Below are 18,677 nucleotides of genomic sequence, written 5' to 3' on the forward strand. Positions count from 1 at the left end.
CATCCGCATCGCCGGCGCGGCCGCTGCTCATTCCGGCCCAAAGGGAAATCCGGGTCCACATCCAGACCGCCCAAATCCAGGCCGCCCAGATCCAGGCTCAGGGCGGGAACCGGCGGCGATCGCGGCCGGTGCGGCGCAGCCGGTGCCCCAAGGCGGCCCCGGTTGATCAGCCACCGGTCATTTCAACCAGTCGAACAGCAGCGTCCCGGGCGCCAGGATGCCGGTCGCCCAGATCACCGCCGAGGTGGCATTGGCGATTTGAAAGGCGGGGGCCGGCATGGCGCAGATCCCGGCCGCCAGTGGCACACCCGCGCGGAGGGGGCCGAAGAACCGGCCGAAGAACACGCCGGCTATGCCAAAGCGGTTGAAGAAGCGGATGCCGCGCGGCACGAGATCCGGATAGCGCGACAGCGGCCAGATCTCGGCGATCTGGTGCTGGTAGTGATAGCCGAACCAGTACGACAGCCAGTCACCCAGAAAGGCGCCGACGGCCGCCGCGACCCAGATTTCCCAGAAGCCGATGCCGGTGGCGCCGATCAGCCCGCCAACGCCGAACAGGATGACGGTGGCCGGCAGCAGCAGGGAGATGAAGGCCAGCGATTCCCCAAAGGCCAGCACCAGGACGATCGGCGCCGCCCAGGCCTCGTGGTCCCGGATGAAGGCCAGGGTGGCGTCGATCAAGGCAGTGATGGCGGTCTCTCCTGCGCGGGGCGCGCCCCTTGCGTGGCGCCGCGCGCGCTCTTACCGCCCAATCGGGGAACCGCCAATCTCACGCAGGAAATCACTGAACAACCCGAAACCGGCGCCACCGGATTCCTGCAGGAACTGGGAGTGGTCCCGGGTAAAATTCTTCTGCTGGCTGGCCAGGTAGAAGCGCTCGTACAGCTCCACGCGGCCGCCCAGTGCGGAGCCGGCAAAATCCCAGGCCGTGCGGAATACCTCCGCCCGCTCCCGGGCGCTGACGCCGCGCGCACCGGGCATCAGCTGTTCCAGCAGGGGACCGATCTCGCCATTGTCGAACAGTGACAGGCTGGGCGTCGCCAGCAGGTTGTGCGATCCCAGCGACTTGATGATCTCATTCACCCGGATCATCCAGGCCGGCATCATGCTGCGGATCGCCCGCAGCGGCCGGTCATCCAGGAAGAAGGCGCCGTTTCCCTGATCATGCGCGCCGGCTTCCGCCGCCCTGGTCGCCGCGCGGGTCAATTGCGCATAGGCCCAGATCTCTCCCAGCGCGGCGGCGACGTCCGGCTTGGTTTCGCTGTTGGTCACCTGCGCCATGCGCAGGCACAGATCATAGGCGAATTCCAGCTTCACCGCCGCGCGGATCGAGGTCTGCTGAAACACGTTCGCCGCCCATCCCGCCCGGCGCAGGCCGTTATAGACCTCGATGTCGCAATCGATGAACAGACGCTCATATGGTACCTCGACATCGTCGAAGATCATGTACGCGTCCTGCTCATCAAACCGGCTGGAGAACGGGTGGTCCTGCCGGCTATCGGCGGTACCGCAATGGTCGCGGCACAGCGTGTGCAGCCCCTTGGTCGCCATCGGGACGGAGAAACACAGCGCGTATTCCGCCGGCGTGCCGGGCGGCAGCGGCGCGGCGGGATACACGAACAGTTCATCGGCGAACGGGCCCAGCGTGGCCAGGACCTTGGCGCCGCGCACGACCACGCCGGTATCGGTGCGGCGGACGACCCGAGCGGCCAACTCTCCGTTGATGCCATGGGTATCGGGGATGGATTTGTCGATCGCCGGCTGGATGATGGTGTGAGTCATCGACAAATCGCCATCCACCACCTCTCGGTAGAAACGGCGCAACCGGTCGGCGCCGGTGGGGCTGAACACATCGGCACGGGCCGTGAAGCCGGCCAGCGTAACGTTCACATAGTCAGGCGTGCGGCCCAGCATGCCGTACGAGTATTGGCTCAGCCGCTCGAACGCACGGTGGCGGCGGGCCAGGTCATCGGCGCCGCGCGGCAGGATCAGGCTGGCGTTCATTGGTGCGCCGGTGTCCGGATCGTCCACCAGGCAGTCGTCGGCGAACCTGTTCTGCCAGTCGAAATAGCCGGCCATGCCCTCGATCGAGCCGGCGAAGGCCGGATGCGTCAGGATGTCCACCTTCTGGCTGCCCAGCCAGACAGTGCGGGAGTCGGCCAGCCCGGCCTTGTATTGCGCACCGGTGCGAGCGGTCATGACGTCGTCCTTCCCTGTCGTCGTTTCGCCGCGCTGGCGGCCTGTGACAGATATTTAACATGAGAAATATCTACCGGCCAACCCTGGAATTGTGCTCGCCTTGACCCGGCGCGATGGCCGCCCGTAACATGTTAATCAATCAGAGCCGGCGCTGCCGCCGCGCCATCCAGCCGCGGAGCCGCTGTCATGTTGACCGCCGACCAGATCGCCCAGGCCGCCGAAAGCCTCGACACGGCGGAACGCACGCGCATTCAGATCGGCATCCTCTCGGTGCAATATCCAGACATCACGATGGATGACGCCTACGCTATCCAGGCTGCCTGGATGGCGCGCAAGAAGGCGGATGGACGGGTTCAGACAGGGTGGAAGATCGGGCTGACCTCGAAGGCGATGCAGTATGCGCTGAACATCGACATCCCGGATTCCGGCGTGTTGCTGGATGACATGATGTTCGAGGATGGCGATGTCATTCCGCCCGACCGCTTCATCCAGCCGCGCATCGAGGCGGAGATCGCCTTCGTGCTGAAGGCACCGCTGTCGGGACCGGCCCTGACGGTGCTGGATGTGCTGAACGCCACGGATTATGTGCTGCCGGCGCTGGAGATTCTGGATACGCGCGTGCTGCGCGCCGATCCGGACACGAAGGCGGCGCGGAAGATCTTCGATACCATCGCCGACAATGCGGCGAACGCGGGCATCGTGACCGGCGGTCGTCCGATGCGTCCCGACGCGGTCGATCTGCGCTGGATGGGCGCGATCGTCGCCCGCAATGCCGAGGTGGAGGAAACCGGCCTGGCGGCCGGTGTGCTGAACCATCCAGCGCGCGGGATCGTGTGGCTGGCGCAGCGGCTGCATGCCTACGGCGAATCGTTGCAAGCCGGACAAGTTATTCTCGCCGGCTCCTTTATCCGCCCGATCGAGGCGCGGCCGGGTGATACCATCACCGCGGATTACGGGCCGTACGGCATCATCAACTGCCATTTTGCCCGATGAACGACCTGGTGGATGCCGCGCCGCGCGTCCGGGTGCGGCTTCGGCATTTTTCCCGCTCATTGCCGATGCTTCTGCTGCGTGCGCGTGAAGGGGTGATGCGGCATTTTCGGACGAAACTGCGCCGCTACGGCATTACCGAGCAGCAGTGGCGGATTCTGCGCGCATTGGCCAATGGCAGCCGACTGGAAGTGACGGAGCTGGCGCGGGTGACATTCCTGCTGGGCCCAAGCCTGTCGCGCATCCTGAAGGACCTGGAAGCGCGCGGGCTGATCGAACGGCATGCCGATCCCGCCGATCTGCGCCGAGCGCATATCGGGATCAGTGCGCTCGGCACCGCGCTGATCGAACGTGTCTCACCGGACTCGGAGGTGATCTACGGCGCCATCACGGACGCGTTCGGGGCGGAGCGCATGGCGGATTTGCAGCGCCTGCTGGAGGAGCTGGAGGAGGTGATGCAAAGCCTGGAGGTGACGCTGCCTCACGATACTGTGAGTTCACTCGAAGACATGTAACGCTTTGCATTTCCGGTGTGTAAGCCTATGTTGCGCTTGCTGCCACGAGTTTTCGAAACTTCAGCGTGAGACATGACCAAAGCGCGCAGTTCGCTGCAGGGCCGGTCGGGTTCTCCGCATACGGTCGTAGTGAAATGCGGCGATATGCGGCATCTATCAGCCGCCACCGTGCATAATTTAGTACACGTTGCACGGGAATTTGCGCAAGGCCGCCAACAGAACCTGGACATTTGTTTCAATCGTATTGCGCGTGGCGATGCCCAGCGATCTGCGCGGCCATGGGCTCGTTGCGGTGACGGTGCATGCCACAGCCACGAAGGTTCTGTCAGGATCGGTTCGGGGCGGTTCCGGGATCTGGCGCGGCCAGGCCATGCCGAACCGAGGGGGCATCCGTGGCACGGACGCCGCCATTCCGGTGGCAGGCACGGCGGTGCCGCGGTGCATTGTTGCGATCGCGGCACGGGTGGTACCGGCGCACGGTTCCGGCGATCCGGTCGCGGCTGACAAAAATCCGCCGGGCTGCTTAGGTGGCGCCCATGGAACAGGACGACCTGCCGATTGTCGACGCGCATCACCACCTGTGGGACCTGGATGGCCCGTTGCGATACCCGTGGCTGGCATCGGGGGAGCACGGATTTCTAGGCGACTACTCCCGTCTGCGCCGCAGTTATTTGCCGCCGGAGTATCGGCGCGACACGGCGTTGCATAACGTGATCGCCACCGTGCATATCGAGGCCGAGTGCGACCGCAGCCAGCAACTGGCGGAAACGGCGTGGCTGACCGACATCGCGGCACGATACGGGATGCCGAACGCGATCGTCGCGCATGCCTGGGTCGACACGCCGGACGCCGAGGACATCATCGCCGCGCAGGCCGCCAATCCGCTGGTCCGCGGTATCCGGACCAAGCCGATCATTGCCGAAGGCCCCGGCAGGCCGGTCCGCGGCCGGAGTCGCAGCCTGCAGGACCCTGCCTGGCGCAAGGGGCTCGGGCTGCTGACGAAATACGGCTTGTCCTGGGATTTGCGGGTCCCGTGGTATCATCTGGCAGAAGCGGCGGATGTCTGCCGGGAGCATCCTGATCTCCGCGTCGTGCTGAACCATACCGGCTACCCGCTGGACCGCTCCGCTGAGCAGCTTGCCGTCTGGAAGCGAGGCATGGAGGCTCTGTCCTGCTGCCCCAATGTCTGGTGCAAGATTTCCGGCCTGACGGTGGCAGGCGAGCCATGGACGCTGCAGGTGAACGGGCGGGTGATCCGCGAAACGATCGGCATGTTCGGGGTCGATCGCTGCATGTTTGCCTCCAACTATCCGGTGGACGGGGTGAAGGCGAGCTGGGACTGGATCTACTGCCAGTTCAAATACGTGACGGCGGGGTTGCCGCTGGAGGATCGGCGCAAGCTGTTTGCCGAGAATGCGCTGGCGTTCTACCGGGTCGCGTTGCCAGGCGTCGGTTGATAGCCGTCCTGCGACCTTCGACAGAGCGTTCATCAAGGCACGCCGGCGGGCGGATACTGATCCCATGGTCTCTGCCCGCCGATTTGCCGCCGGGGCGGTCCTGTCGTACTGGGGCAGCAGATCGCGGGGGAGGACGGCATGGACCTGCAACTGGCTGGCCGTACGGCGCTGATCACCGGCGCGTCGAAAGGTATCGGGCTGGCGAGCGCCGAGGCGCTGGCCGCGGAAGGTGTCAATGTCATCCTGGTTTCCCGCACCCAGGCCGACCTGGATGCCGCTCGGCAAGCGCTTCTGGCGCGGCACAATGCCGGCGTGGAGGTGCACGCGCTGGACCTGGCCGACAGCCGCAACGTCGATTTCCTCGCCGAACGGCATCCCGGCATCGACATCCTGGTGAACAATGCCGGTGCCATTCCCGGCGGCGACCTGTGGGCGATCGATGAACGCCGGTGGCGCGAGGCGTGGGATCTGAAGGTCTTCGGCTATATCAACATGTGCCGCGCCTTCTATGCCGCGATGAAGGCGCGCGGCCGGGGCGTGATCATCAATATCCTGGGCATGGCCGGGGAGAAGGTGGATCGCGGCTATATCGCGGGGTCCAGCGGCAATGCCTCGCTGATGGCGTTTACCCGCGCGCTGGGCGGATCGGCCGGGGATGACGGGCTGCGCGTCGTCGGCATCAACCCGGGCGCCATCGCCACCGAGCGGCTGGTCACGATGATGCAGACGCGCGCCCAGGACCGGTTCGGCGACGCGGCGCGCTGGCAGGAGTTGATGAAGCCGCTGCCGATGGGCCGCGCGGGCAAGCCGGAGGAGATCGGGGCGATGGTGGCGTTCCTGGCCTCCGACCTGTCCGCCTACACCACCGGCACGATCATCACCATCGACGGCGGTGCGGCGCATCGCGGGTCGATGTTCTGACGCACCGGCGCCGGCCGGTTGGCTGACGGCCATTCTGCTGGCATGCTGCGCGGAACGTGGTGACTGGAGGACGGAATGGCGGACTGGGTTCGTGTGGCGGCGACGAGTGACGTGGCCGAAGGCGCCTGTATCGGCGTGCGGGTCGGCGACAAGGAGGTCGCGCTGTATCACCTGCCCGGCGGCGAGTTCCGGGCCACGGACAATGTCTGCTCCCACGAATACGCGCTGCTGTCGGATGGCTGGGTCGAGAACGGCTGCATCGAATGCCCGCTGCATGCGGCGCAGTTCGACATCCGCACCGGCAAGGCGCTGTCGGCGCCGGCCGATGAGGATATCGCCGTCTACCCCGTGAAGGTCGAGGGCACCGACCTGCTGGTGGAAATCTGAGCATGCCTGCGACGGGCCCGATCGATTGCGACCTGCATCCGGTCGTTCCGGGCCTGCAGGCGCTGCTGCCGTATCTGGACGAGCTGTGGCGGGAGACCGCGATCCGCCGCGGGATCGAGGATCTGACGACGATCAGCTACCCGTCGCGCAACCCGCTGAGTTTCCGGCAGGACTGGCGCGACGACAGCGGCCGTACCGCAACCGACGTCGGCACCTTGACCCGGCAGGCGCTGGACCCGCTGGGCACGCGGCTGGGGATTCTCAATTGCCTGTATGGCGTGCAGGCTCAGTTCAGCGAGGACCTGGGCCAGGCGATGTGCCGAGCGCTGAACGACTGGGTGGCGCGGGAGTGGCTGGACCGGGATTCGCGGCTGCGCGCCTCCATCATCGTGCCGATGCAGAATGTCGAGATGGCAGTGGACGAGATCGACCGATGCGCCGCCGACCGCCGCTTCGTGCAGGTGATGCTGCTGGTCGGGTCGGAGACGACGCTGGGTCGCCGCCACAACTGGCCGATCTATGCGGCGGCCGAGCGGCATGGGCTGCCGGTGGGTATCCATGCCGGATCGATGTATCGCCATCCGATCACGCCGGTGGGTTGGCCGACCAGCTATACCGAGGAATACGTGAACCAGGCGACGGCGTTCCAATCGCAGCTCACCAGCCTGATCGCCGAGGGTGTCTTCGCCAAGTTCCCCAACCTGACCGTCGTGCTGATGGAATCCGGCGTCACCTGGCTGCCGGCCTATCTGTGGCGATTGACAAAATTCTGGAAGGGTGTCCGAAGTGAGAACCCGTGGGTGGCCGATCCCCCCGGCTCCATCGTGCGGGACCGGGTGAAGCTGACGCTGCAGCCCTTCGACGTGCCGCCCGATGCCGCATCCGTGATGCGGATCATCGACCATATGGGCTCGGACGAGATGATTTTGTTCTCCACCGACTATCCGCATTGGCAATATGATGGCAGCGATGTGCTGCCGGCCGGCCTGGATCCGGCGCTGGGCCGAAAAATCATGGAAGAGAACCCGCTGCGGACCTATGTCCGACTGAGGGAAAGGGAGACCGTGACATGACCGTCGATGTCCTTCCGCGTCAGCAGCCAGGTGCGCAGAGCGTCAGCACCAGCAAGCTGGCCATCGCCGATGGCGACATCCACCCGCGCGCGGCTGGCAAGTCGGTCGGCGGCGTCAGCACGTCGCTGTTTCCCTATATGGAAAAGCGATGGGTCGAGCATTTCCACGAATTCAGCCTGACCTACCGCCAGCCGTGGGAGAAGGGCGCGGCCTATCCGAAGAACCAGCCGCAGGCGAGCCGGCGGGACGCCTGGCCGCCCGGCGGCGGCGGGCCCGGCAGTGACCTGGCCTTCATGCAGGCCCAGCACCTGGATCCGAACAACGTCACCCTGGGCATCCTCAACCCGCTCGGGGCGGGGCAGGGGGCGATCAGCCCCGACGCCTCGGCCGCCGTGGCGCGTGCGGTGAATGACTGGCAAGTGGCGGAATGGACGTCACGGGACCGGCGCCTGCGCGGATCGGTGGTGGTGCCGTATGAGGATGCCGCCGCCTCGGTGAAGGAAATCGAGCGCTGCGCGCCGAACCCCGACTTCGCGCAGGTGCTGCTGCTGAGCCGGACGGCGGAGCCGCTGGGGCAACGACGCTACTGGCCGATCTATGAGGCGGCGGCGGCGGCCGGCCTGCCGATCGGCGTGCACGCGTTCGGCAATGGCGGCTGGCCGAACACCGCCGGCGGCTGGGGCAGCTACTATATTGAGGAGATGGTCGGCCATGCCCAGGCGCAGCAGGCGCTGCTGATCAGCATGATCCTGGAGGGCGTGTTCGAGACATATCCGACCCTGAAGCTGGTGCTGATCGAGGGCGGGCTGGCCTGGGCGGCCGCCTTGGGGTGGCGGATGGACGCGCAGTGGAGGAAGCTGAAGCGGGAGCTGCCAAGGCTGAAGAAGGCGCCGTCCGAGTATATGCGGACGAATGTGTGGTTCACGACGCAGCCGATCGAGGAGCCTGACCCCAGGACGCAGTTGGCCGAGGTGTTCGACTGGATCGGCTGGGACCGCGTGCTGTTCGCGACGGACTATCCGCATTGGGATTTCGACGATCCCGCGCATGCGCTGCCGATGAAGATGACGGAAGCGCAGAGGCAGGCGGTGTTCCGGGGGAATGCGGAGGGGGTTTATCGGGGGCGGTAGGGTTTGCTCTTTTGCCGCCTGCTCAGGCTGGCTTGGGTATCCAACACTTGCCGTCCCGGTGCTCGATCGGGGGAAGGCCGGGTGCGGAGAAGAAATCATCGAAAGCATGCAATACGCCGACCCATGCGCCAGTGGGACTATAATCATCCCCAATAAAGATGCCGCCGGGTTTCAGTAGTGGCCACCATGCCTTAAGGTCGTTGAGAACAGCTTCGTATTCGTGTGCGGCATCGAGGTGGATAACATCAGGACGCAAACCCCACCGCTGAAGCATATACGCAGCATTGAGAGAATCGATGGGAAGAGGCAGGATATATTGTTCCACCCCCGCCTCAACTACGTTTGACATAAACGTTTGCATCAAACTTGGTCTGCCATGTTCAAGGCGGAGCATTGAAAATAAATTGTCAGCCATCCAGTGTTCAGGCGATCCAAGCCATGTGTCAACTGCAACTATTACCCCATCTACGCCGGCTCGCTCCATGGCTTTTGCCATTTGAATTGTGGAACCGCCCTTCCAGACGCCAATTTCTACCACAACTGGGGCCTCGGTCCTGCTAACAACTTCCTGCAAGATAGGATGTTGAGAATTCCAGCCCTGCATGTCCACCGTGTAAAGACCCTTAGGAAATCCGATAAATGGATCTTGGTCGCGGTAAATTTTACTCACAAGTTGATTACGGAGAAGTGTCATAATTTATCCTACCGGCAGTGAGTTCTTATCGAACATAACTTACCTTAAGAGATCAGTGCAGTATAGCCGAAATAAGGCAGTCTTCGGTGATCAAGGTAAGTTCTTTCCAAATCCTCCCTTGAAATATTCAATCTTTGAGCTGAAGACATGGTTCCGGTTAGGAAATGCCATGAACAGGTGACCTTGCTGACTCGCTTTGATCCCGGTGCTGCCACAGTTCACTCGCAAGGGATTCAGGCGCAACTGGTCCGCGATAAACACGATCGGCCGTTTTCTGGTGACGCTAACGGCCACGGGGTTGTCGAGACGTCGCAGCGTAGCGTAATTGCGGATTTTCATCACACTATAGTACACAGAGATCAAATTCTAATGTTCAGCAGAAGGATGCATCGTTCTCAAGGCTTTGGCTTCATCAGAACGTCCAAGGCCATCCATTGCTTCGGCGCCGCGGCGATAACCGATCGCCTCACCTGGAAACCTTTCCCTCAGCTTGGAAAATGTTTCCGATGCGGCAGAAAAATCATGCCGTCGCAACTGCACTTCACCCAAGCGAATTAGAGGAGTTGGAACGTGACGAATTCGCTCGACCGTTTCTAAAAGAACTTGTTCGGCCTGATCAGAATCCCCCAGACGTTCCAATGCCGCAGCTGCCGCAGTTACGCCGATCACATGCGTTGGGAAGCGATCTATCACTCGTCGCCACCTTGCCTTTGCCTCGGCTGTGTCGCCGCGCTGTTCTGCAGAATGCGCGTATTCGATTACCATACTGACCTCAAGCGGATAGCGAACACGTCCAGCGGCGAGCAGTTCATCCGCTTCCTCGAACTGTTTGAGTTCGATTAGCACATGTCCCACGCCGATATATCCGCTAGCATGATCGAAGCGGGTCAGCACTGTGTTCCATCGTTCTCGGGCCGCTGCCCAGTCGGTTTGGTCGGATGCCAAGCGCGCATGCTCCATGAACATCTCAACCTGATTGGGGAAGCGCTCCATTGCTTCCTGTGCTAATAACTCCGCTTCCTGAAAGCGCTTGCTATCGCGAAGAGAGGAGAGGCCCAGGGTGTAACCCTCCATGACACGTGGAAACCGCTTTCTGACCTGGACGGCAAATTGCGCTGCTGCCTCGTGGTCCCCCTTAGCCTGGGCGACCTTCACAAGGCCGAGTGCATATTCCGAGTTGGATGGTCTGCGCGCCTGAAGACGCTTCATCAGTTCTTCTGCTTCATCGAAGCGCTTTAGACCCAGGAGGATCGGCAGGGCCCAGGGAGACGTCTCCGCGTCTTGCTTGCTAAGCGATATCGCTTTTATCCACATGTCTTCTGCATGCTGGAGATCATCGCGTTTGATGGCGGAAACGGCGTCGGCGAGAACGTCTTTCACCCGAAACCGCTCCCGCTCCCGCTCCTCTGCCCGGAGACCATAAAGTTCGCGTAATCCTGCGCGGCGCTCTCGCCAATCGCGCCAACGGGTCAGAAGACTTGTCATCGACAGATCCTTGTGGCTGCTACCCTCGGAACGAAATAAATCGCAGTGCGTGGAAGCCACAAGATCGAGGCCCCTTCGGAGAGTTACTCCAGATCAGGGCAAACACCCGACGCAATTCCTCTACGACCTTGCGAACCACGCGGCAGAATCTTGATTTTGCCGATTTCATGCCGAGGCTTCTTTCGGCCTAGTTCGGAACGTCTCCCACGCAGCGCGTCGTTTGCGGCTGAGCGTTATGTCTCCAGAGGGTTCAGCGCATAAGAAGAGCCTGCCACCACGCAAAGCAAATTGAGCCCCATCAACATTTTCGGCGGTTTCCAATCCGAATACGTGGTGATAGCCCCCCGTCCACGGCGTCCAGGGATCACGCGGTGCTTCCGGTCCCTCCGCGCGGACGATTACCCGAAGAAGCGTGCCATTTGGATCCTTTCGGACCAGGATTGCCGAGCCACCGTGCGAAATAAGAAACAAATTATCGGGTACCGCGCCGTCCCATCCATGTCTGATCCGGCCCTTGTCCGTGTCCCCATATAATTTGGTTCCGAAGCACGTATAAACGGGTTCCAGGACCGTGTTCGGTTTGGGCAAGAGAACTGGCCGGTCCCGTGTTGCTACCCCAAGGTCATGTGTCGACTTTCCAAGCGAGATTTTCTGCAGTGCCTCCACTAGGTGTAAAACACTTTCATATCCGTCCCACACGCCCAATCTGGCCAGAGCGATGCCTGCCCTATGCACTTTCAGACAGTGTTGTTCCCCCGACGCGTTCATACCTGTCGGAACCAACGTCAGTGTCAGCGCATCCTTGGCCTCGATCAGCGATGTCGGTATTTGGGCGTAAACGGTCCGGCGTCTGCCCAGTATGCAACTGGCAATTCTTTGACCATCCAAATACAGATCGACTTCGATCTGATCACTTTGGTGGGAGGAGGCATCCATCAGAAGAACAAAATCGCCGATCCCTTGCGGGGGAGGCAGCGTGATGATGGACGTAAATTGGCCATCTGGCACTGATACGCTAGCCGCCAGAGCGTTGGTCGGCGCGAATGTAGCGGGCGAACCTCCTTGCAAGGTATCGAACCGAATTGCCGTTAGTGGCTGACGGGAGCAAGCATGCAAAGCTGCGGCAACAGTAGGTGCAACCCTATTCAATTCTCCCTCTTCAGCAAGCGATTCCGCGAGCGCCCATCCCGCCTCGCCAATCCTCTGCGCGATGGAATCATTGGCTCGAAGCCAGTCAATTTTTTCAATCAAGTCGCCCATGTCAGCTTCGACAGGAACCACATTCACCCATGGCTTGAGCCTGTCATAGTACCATTGCCTATAGCCTTGGCGAGATGCTACCTTCAGAACCGGACTTCCTGTCAGTAGGCGCATATAGAAGCCGTCCCACGCGTTTGTGTTGCCGTCTATATCAATCTGATATTTATAACGATTCAATGCAACGCGATTGACGGCCGGTCGTATGAGCCCCCTTTGTGTCAGTTCGTGCTGTGCATCCTTATCTAAGATTTGGCTCACTCGGGTAATGCCGGCGTCCACTATACTGGGAAAAGCTTGGCTGATCTCGCACAGTCTGATCCGCGGCAGCCCGCGCCACCCATTCGCCAGACCGCCGACTTGCCCGGTCGTGGAACCACGCCAGAAGGCCAATGCTTCCCGCTCCTGCCAGGGAATGCGATTCCTGCTGAATTCTTCACGCAAGATCTGATATCGATTGTTGCTAAGATAGTGCGAATCGGGAATCAAGAATGCTCCCGGTCGAAAATCACAAAATGCCAGACCGGGGATGCCGCCATCGTCACCCAAATTGAGTGCGGTACTACCGTCGGTCCGATAGGGCGATCCCATAAAGTGGTTGATCAAAACAAGAACTGACGCCCAACGCTCAATGATGATATCGGGCGCCTTTGACTGAAACATCGCCTCGCTGAATTGAAACCAGACTTCATTTCCATCTACTTGCATCCGGGCGCTATTGGCCGGCAAGCCGCATGTGTCGATATCAAAGCGGTATTGATAAGAATCCCCAAAATGTCTCGTCAGCATTCTGGTTGCGCGATCAGGATCGCGTGCCATGATGGCGCCAACGACAAGTCGCAAGACCATTTCCGGTCTCATCTGACCAGGCAGATATTCCTGTTCCAGCTGCTCCAGCAAGCCACGTGCCAGCGATATATGACCGCCAATCGACAAGAGCTTAACGCTGGTAGCCAAGGCCCAGAAGGGGTTGGCGTCGGCAACGGATGCTTCTCGGCGTAGCTCGCTCAGTCTGGAGTCCGCGCAGCGAAGCGGGGGCCAGTGTGGCTCAATCATCGGGCGGCCCTCTTGGCATGTCCTGGGCCTTCATGGCGTCGTGTGTGTGCGTCGACAGCAATTCTCGATCTGACGCGTGGTCTGAAGAGCATGAGGCCTCGATAAGCGGCGATCTGAAAGTCGGCTTTCTAACCTGTCCTCATCAGCGGTGCCACCACGCAGCGGCAACATGTCAAAATCCAGAGAGAGGAGCCCCAACCCCCACCACCATTGCCCCCACCCCCACCCCATGGCACCGTCCCGCCCAACCACCCACCCGGGACGACCGCCCATGACCCTGATCCTCGCCTCCCGCCCCAACGTCTACGCCAACTCCCCGCTCGACCGCCTCGCCCCCCGCCGCGACGATCCGGCCTGGGTCGCCGAAAGACTGGCCGACCCCGACTCCCTCTTCATCCCCGTCTGGCGCTCCCGCAACCTCGTCCGCGGCCATGGCGGCGAGGAGCCGGAGGCCGTCTATATCTCCGGTGCCACCGCCCACACGCTGCGCATGGCCCACGGCGAGGACGACGCGCCCTGGGCCTTCCTCGGCATCCTGGAAACCCGCGCCGTGTTCGCCATCGACATCAGCGCCGCCGAGGACCCGGTGCCGCTGCTGCCCCCCGAACTCGGCACCTTCGTGGACCTCCGAGCGGTCGGGTGGGGCGTGCCGCGGCCCGAGGCGTCGGTGCTGGCGCATGCCCGCGGCCTGATGCACTGGCGCCAGCGCCACAGGTTCTGCGGCGTCTGCGGCAACCCGTGCGAGATCAAAAGCGCCGGCCACATGATGCAGTGCACGGTCTGCAACGCCCAGCATTTCCCCCGCACCGACCCCGCCGTCATCATGCTGGTCCACCGCGGCGACAAGGCGCTGCTCGGCCACTCCACCCGCTTCCCGCGCGCGACCATGTATTCCACGCTCGCCGGCTTCGTCGAACCGGGCGAAACGCTGGAGGAAGCGGTGCGGCGGGAGGTGCTGGAGGAATCCGGCATCCAGTGCGGCGCCGTCCACTACCACTCCAGCCAGCCCTGGCCGTTCCCCGGCAACATCATGCTGGGCTTCTACGCCGAGGGCCTGACCGAGGAGATCACCTTGCAGGATGACGAACTGAAGGACGCCCGGTGGTTCAGCCGGGCGGAGATGCGCAACCACAAGGCGCTGGGCTTCGACCTGCCGCGCGTCGACAGCATCGCCCGCCGCCTGATCGAGGACTGGCTCGCGCACGGCTGATGTCCGACACACAAGCACCCGCCCTCCAGGCCCCCGCCCTCCAGGCCCCCGTCATCCAGACGATCGGCTATGAAGGCACGACGATCGACAGCGTCATCAGGACGCTGTCCAACGCGCACACCCGGCTTCTGATCGATGTCCGCGCCGTGCCGCAATCGCGGAAACCCGGCTTCTCCAAGCGGCAGCTGGCGGCCGCCCTGGATGAGGCCGGCATCGCCTACATCCATCTTCAGGCGCTCGGCACGCCGAAACCGGGCAGGGATGCCGTGCGGGCGGGCCATCCCGAAAAGATGATCGCGCTCTACAAGCAGCACATCACCGGCGACCGGCCCCAGGCGGAATTGCACCAGGCGGTCCAGCTTGCGAAGGAACGCACCGCCTGCCTGCTGTGCTTCGAGCGGGACCACCGCATGTGTCACCGCCGCCTGATCGCCGAGATGATCAGCGCCGAAACCGGCCAGCCGGTCACCCACCTCGCGGTCTGATCCCGCCCCTTCAATGCTGCGTCTGCTCCGTCCACGCGGTCAGGTTCTGCAGGTCGTCGGCCCAGGCCTGCTCCGCCCTGCGCCGCGCCGCGCTGGTGACCCGCCGCTTGGATGACGCTTCCAGGTCCTGCGCGACGCGGGACGCCTCACCCAGCGTGCGGGCGCGCATCACGATCTCCCGCGCCCTGCTCAGGACGGCGTTGAACTCCTCCTCGTCGAACCCGGCCGGTTCGCCATGGCCGCGATCCTGCTGCAGCCGGGCCAGGCGCCGCTGCGCGCGGGATGACAGGGCGTTCAGCCGGATCACGTCCTCATGGATCTGCAACGTGGTCGCCGCCTGGGTCGACGACAGCAGCGCGGCGCAGCGCAGGCAGTCCAGGCTCGCCATCTCCAGCGCCGCGATCTGCGCCGAAAGCTGCAGTTCCTGCCCGTTGGTGGGGGAGAAGCTGCCCAGCACGCTGCGGGCCATCTGGCGGCAATCCTCATCGGTGTACAAGGCGGAGCCGTCGCTGAAGAACGGGGCGATCCGGGCGACCGCGCGCTCCGTCAGGAACCGGTTGTCGGGGGCGTTGGAGTGGGTCGGCATCACAGGGTCCTTGTCTATGTTCCTGTTATGTTCCATGCCTACTATCGCACCCGAAAGCCGCGTGCAAGGAAAATTTTCAAAATACTGCCCAGGCCGGCGCCGCCAAGGCATACTCCGGCGACACCAGTGGAGACCCTACGGATGACCTGGCCCACCCGACATGGCGTCTTCGCGCTCGGCGATCTCACGTTGCAATCCGGCGCCCGCCTGACCGATGCGCACCTGTCCTGGAAGGCGCACGGCACGCTGTCGCCGGCGCGGGACAACGTGATCGTCTACCCCACCAGCTACAGCGCCCGGCATCCGGAGCTGGAATGGCTGATCGGGCCCGACAAGGTGCTGGACCCGACACGCTGGTTCATCGTGATCCCGGACATGTTCGGCAATGGCCTGTCCTCGTCCCCGGCGGATCGGGACGATTATCCCACGCTGGTCACCATCCACGACAATGTGCGGGCACAGCGAACGGCGCTGGAGAGCCTGTTCGGAGTCCGGCAGGTCGCCTGCGTCTATGGCTGGTCCATGGGCGCGTTGCAGGCCTATCACTGGGCGGCGCTGTTCCCCGCCGACGTGGCGCGCATCGTGGTAAACTGCGGCGTCGCACGCACCGCCGTGCACAACCAGGTCTTCCTCCGCTCGCTGATGGCCACGCTGGAGGCGGCGCCCCAGCACCTCGGCAATGGCCGGTTCTCGGCGGAACCGGCGGCGGCGAAGCGCGCTTTCGGCCGGATCTACGCGGCCTGGGCGCTCAGCCAGGATTTTTATCGCGCCAACCTGCACCTGGGGTCCGGCCCGCGGCCGAATCTGGGTGCGCCCGACCTGGAAACATTTCTCAAGACGGACTGGGAGGCCCGGTTCGGTGCACGCCGAGCGGCGAACCTGTACGCGCAGTTGCGTACCTGGGACGCGGCGGACATCAGCGCCAACGACCTGTATGACGGCGATCTGGTCGCCGCCCTGCGCGCCATCCAGGCCAGGGTGCTGCTGATGCCCGGCGCGACCGATCTGTATTTCCGGGTGGCCGACAACCAGGCGGAACTGCCCTTCCTGCGTCACGCCGTCCTGCGCCCGATCGACAGCATCTGGGGCCATCGCGCCGGCAACCCGGTCGGCAATCCGGCCGATGCGGCCTTTATCAGACAAGAAGTCCGGGCCTGGCTGGACACCTGATGCAGGATTGCCTCCGCGCCCGCATTCGCGTTACCCCACCAGCCAATAGGGGCCTCGACCCACGTTTCAAAGGGAGACCAGACGATGCCAGTCCAGATCAAGCGCAGCAATCCGCCGGCGGTTCGTGAGCCCAGCGGCTATACCCATGCGATCGAAATCACCGGCGCGGCGCGGCGGCTCATCGTCTCCGGCCAGGTTGGCATGGCGCTCGATGGCACCATACCGAACAGTGGCGAGGCCCAGATCGGCCAGGCCTTCGCCAATCTCCGCGCGGTGCTCAGCGATAATGGGATGAGTGTGGAGAATATCGTCAAGACTACCGTATTCCTGACCGACCGGGAATTGCTGGCCGCGTTCCGCACCGCGCGCGGCGCCGTGTTCGGCGACCATGCGCCGGCCTCCACGCTGCTGTTCGTCGCCGGCCTTGCGGACCCGCGCTTCGTCGTGGAGATCGAGGCCGAGGCGGTGGCCTGACCATGGACATCATCCGCCGCAACACCGTCGGTGACGCCGTCGGTCGCACGGCGCATATCTTCCGGGACCGTTCAGCCCTGCTGTTCGGCGACCGCGACTGGTCTTTCACCGGCCTGGACCAGGCGGCCGATCGCGTGGCGGCGTGGTTCGCCAGCCAGGGCGTGCAAGCGGGCGATCGCATCGCCGCCTATGGCCGCAACTCCGACGCGTACTTCATCGCCTGGCTCGCCTGCGTGCGTGGCGGCTTCGTGCATGTCCCGGTCAACTACGCCCTGACCGGAGAGGAATTGTCCTACATCGTCACCCAGTCCGGCTCCCGCCTCGTGCTGGTAGGGCAGGGGCTGGAAGCGAATCTGGCCGGCCTGGATGTGCCGTCACACCCGCTCATGGACATGGTGGCGATCGCCCAGGCCCCGCCGGCCGGCCCGGTCCCGGACCCGGAGCTGCACGACGACAGCCTGGCGCAGATCGTCTATACGTCCGGCACGACGGCGGCGCCGAAGGGCGCGATGATGTCGCACAAGGCGATGCTGTCACAGTACTATTCGGTCATCCACGGCATGGACTATGCCGAGACCGACCGAGCTCTGGCCGCGCTGCCGCTGTATCATACGGCGCAGACCCATGCCTTCACCATGCCGCAACTGCTGGTCGGTATCCGCACCATCCTGATCGAGGCGCCGGTGCCGGACCTCGTGCTCCGCCTGATCGAGCAGGAACGCATCACCTCCTTCTTCGCACCCCCCACGGTCTGGATCAGCCTGCTGCGCCACCCGGATTTCGCCACGCGCGATCTCTCGTCGCTGGAGAAAGTCTATTACGGCGCCTCGATCATGCCGGTCCCGGTGCTGCGGGAATTGCGGGAACGCCTGCCCAACGCGCGTCCCTACAACTGTTACGGCCAGACCGAGATCGCGCCGCTCGCCACCGTGCTGCGCCCCGAGGAGCACGAGGCGCGTCCGGCCTCCTGCGGCCGACCTTGCCTGAACGTGCGCACCCGCGTCGTCGATCCCGACATGAACGACGTGCCGCCCGGCACGCATGGGGAGATCGTGCACCGCTCCCCGCACCTGATGCAGGGCTATTGGGAGAAGCCGGCGGAAACCGCGGAAGCCTTCGCCGGCGGCTGGTTTCATTCCGGCGATGTCGGCTATTTCGATGCGGAAGGCTACCTCTACATCGTCGACCGCATCCGCGATGTGATCAACACCGGCGGTGTTCTGGTCGCCAGCCGGGAGGTGGAGGAGGTGCTGTTCACCCACCCTGCGGTATCCGAGGTGGCGGTGGTCGGCCTGCCGGACGAGAAATGGATCGAGGCCGTGACCGCTTTCGTGGTGCTGCGGCCGGGCCATCAGGTCGCCGGGGCGGAACTGATCGCCCATGCCCGCCAGCACCTGGCTCCGTACAAGCTGCCGAAGCAGGTCCAGTTCGTCGATACGCTGCCGCGCAATACCGCGGGCAAGCTGTTGAAGCGGGAACTGCGGCGGCACTACGCCTGATCCCGGCATACCGTCCAAGGCCCGCGTCGGTAATCCAGGGTATTCGGATCGTGGCCAGGGACGACGAGGCCAGCCTGACCCCGTCATGT

Annotated in this window: 18 protein-coding genes; 12 read left to right on the forward strand and 6 right to left on the reverse strand. The window is 63.5% G+C overall.

The features are described from left to right. Positions 1-177: 177 nt before the first annotated feature. Positions 178-681: a DedA family protein gene (locus VHC04_RS11545; RefSeq protein ID WP_325681232.1), complete on the reverse strand. Its 504-nt coding sequence runs from the start codon at positions 679-681 to the stop codon at positions 178-180. A gap of 60 nt (positions 682-741) precedes the next feature. Then, on the reverse strand, positions 742-2,199 hold the full coding sequence (locus VHC04_RS11550) for a 4-hydroxyphenylacetate 3-hydroxylase N-terminal domain-containing protein (protein WP_325681234.1): 1,458 nt from the start codon (positions 2,197-2,199) through the stop codon (positions 742-744). 186 nt (positions 2,200-2,385) lie between these two features. Between VHC04_RS11550 and hpaH the strand changes: the two genes are divergently transcribed. The 7 genes from hpaH to VHC04_RS11585 all read left to right on the forward strand — a co-directional run bounded on the left by hpaH (position 2,386) and on the right by VHC04_RS11585 (position 8,672). Beyond that, on the forward strand, positions 2,386-3,192 hold the full coding sequence (gene hpaH, locus VHC04_RS11555) for a 2-oxo-hept-4-ene-1,7-dioate hydratase (protein ID WP_325681236.1): 807 nt from the start codon (positions 2,386-2,388) through the stop codon (positions 3,190-3,192). After that, a complete protein-coding gene (gene hpaR / locus VHC04_RS11560) occupies positions 3,189-3,704 on the forward strand; it encodes a homoprotocatechuate degradation operon regulator HpaR (protein ID WP_325681238.1) in 516 nt (171 codons plus the stop codon). The genes hpaH and hpaR overlap by 4 nt, the downstream gene beginning before the upstream one ends. Positions 3,705-4,240: 536 nt before the next feature. Continuing rightward, positions 4,241-5,161, forward strand: coding sequence for an amidohydrolase family protein (locus VHC04_RS11565; protein WP_325681240.1), 921 nt, complete (start codon positions 4,241-4,243; stop codon positions 5,159-5,161). A gap of 138 nt (positions 5,162-5,299) precedes the next feature. Continuing rightward, the gene (locus VHC04_RS11570; protein WP_325681242.1) at positions 5,300-6,082 is read left to right on the forward strand and encodes a short-chain dehydrogenase/reductase; all 783 of its coding nucleotides are present in this window, start codon (positions 5,300-5,302) and stop codon (positions 6,080-6,082) included. A gap of 75 nt (positions 6,083-6,157) precedes the next feature. Continuing rightward, positions 6,158-6,469 carry a non-heme iron oxygenase ferredoxin subunit gene (locus VHC04_RS11575; protein ID WP_325681244.1) on the forward strand — a complete coding sequence of 104 codons (312 nt, stop codon included), beginning with the start codon at positions 6,158-6,160 and terminating at the stop codon, positions 6,467-6,469. Between the two features lie 2 nt (positions 6,470-6,471). Next, positions 6,472-7,542 carry an amidohydrolase family protein gene (locus tag VHC04_RS11580; RefSeq protein ID WP_325681246.1) on the forward strand — a complete coding sequence of 357 codons (1,071 nt, stop codon included), beginning with the start codon at positions 6,472-6,474 and terminating at the stop codon, positions 7,540-7,542. Further along, positions 7,539-8,672: an amidohydrolase family protein gene (locus VHC04_RS11585; protein ID WP_325681248.1), complete on the forward strand. Its 1,134-nt coding sequence runs from the start codon at positions 7,539-7,541 to the stop codon at positions 8,670-8,672. The genes VHC04_RS11580 and VHC04_RS11585 overlap by 4 nt, the downstream gene beginning before the upstream one ends. A 22-nt stretch (positions 8,673-8,694) precedes the next feature. Here the strand turns inward: VHC04_RS11585 and VHC04_RS11590 are convergent, their stop codons facing one another. The 3 genes from VHC04_RS11590 to VHC04_RS11600 form a co-directional block, all read right to left on the reverse strand. Continuing rightward, complete coding sequence (locus tag VHC04_RS11590; protein WP_325681250.1) at positions 8,695-9,366, reverse strand: class I SAM-dependent methyltransferase; 672 nt, start codon at positions 9,364-9,366, stop codon at positions 8,695-8,697. Between the two features lie 366 nt (positions 9,367-9,732). Then, on the reverse strand, positions 9,733-10,851 hold the full coding sequence (locus VHC04_RS11595) for a tetratricopeptide repeat protein (protein ID WP_325681252.1): 1,119 nt from the start codon (positions 10,849-10,851) through the stop codon (positions 9,733-9,735). Positions 10,852-11,016: 165 nt separating this feature from the next. Continuing rightward, positions 11,017-13,008 carry a glycosyl transferase family 90 gene (locus tag VHC04_RS11600; protein ID WP_325681254.1) on the reverse strand — a complete coding sequence of 664 codons (1,992 nt, stop codon included), beginning with the start codon at positions 13,006-13,008 and terminating at the stop codon, positions 11,017-11,019. Between the two features lie 427 nt (positions 13,009-13,435). Between VHC04_RS11600 and nudC the strand changes: the two genes are divergently transcribed. Both nudC and VHC04_RS11610 read left to right on the forward strand, forming a co-directional pair. After that, positions 13,436-14,374 carry an NAD(+) diphosphatase gene (gene nudC / locus VHC04_RS11605; RefSeq protein ID WP_325681256.1) on the forward strand — a complete coding sequence of 313 codons (939 nt, stop codon included), beginning with the start codon at positions 13,436-13,438 and terminating at the stop codon, positions 14,372-14,374. Continuing rightward, positions 14,374-14,859, forward strand: a complete 486-nt coding sequence (locus VHC04_RS11610; protein ID WP_325681258.1) for a DUF488 family protein — start codon at positions 14,374-14,376, stop codon at positions 14,857-14,859. The genes nudC and VHC04_RS11610 overlap by 1 nt, the downstream gene beginning before the upstream one ends. Positions 14,860-14,869: 10 nt before the next feature. Here VHC04_RS11610 and VHC04_RS11615 read toward each other — a convergent pair whose 3' ends face one another. After that, on the reverse strand, positions 14,870-15,445 hold the full coding sequence (locus tag VHC04_RS11615; RefSeq protein ID WP_325681260.1) for a hypothetical protein: 576 nt from the start codon (positions 15,443-15,445) through the stop codon (positions 14,870-14,872). 141 nt (positions 15,446-15,586) lie between these two features. On the opposite strand from VHC04_RS11615, the gene VHC04_RS11620 reads away from it, so the two are divergent. The 3 genes from VHC04_RS11620 (at position 15,587) to VHC04_RS11630 (ending at position 18,588) form a co-directional block, all read left to right on the forward strand. Continuing rightward, a complete protein-coding gene (locus VHC04_RS11620) occupies positions 15,587-16,615 on the forward strand; it encodes an alpha/beta fold hydrolase (RefSeq protein ID WP_325681262.1) in 1,029 nt (342 codons plus the stop codon). Between the two features lie 84 nt (positions 16,616-16,699). Beyond that, positions 16,700-17,089 carry a RidA family protein gene (locus tag VHC04_RS11625; RefSeq protein WP_325681264.1) on the forward strand — a complete coding sequence of 130 codons (390 nt, stop codon included), beginning with the start codon at positions 16,700-16,702 and terminating at the stop codon, positions 17,087-17,089. A gap of 2 nt (positions 17,090-17,091) precedes the next feature. Continuing rightward, positions 17,092-18,588, forward strand: coding sequence for a fatty acyl-CoA synthetase (locus VHC04_RS11630; RefSeq protein WP_325681266.1), 1,497 nt, complete (start codon positions 17,092-17,094; stop codon positions 18,586-18,588). Positions 18,589-18,677: the final 89 nt, after the last annotated feature.

Source organism: Rhodopila sp. (assembly GCF_035548095.1).
In the GTDB taxonomy this organism is placed as follows: Bacteria; Pseudomonadota; Alphaproteobacteria; order Acetobacterales; family Acetobacteraceae; genus Rhodopila.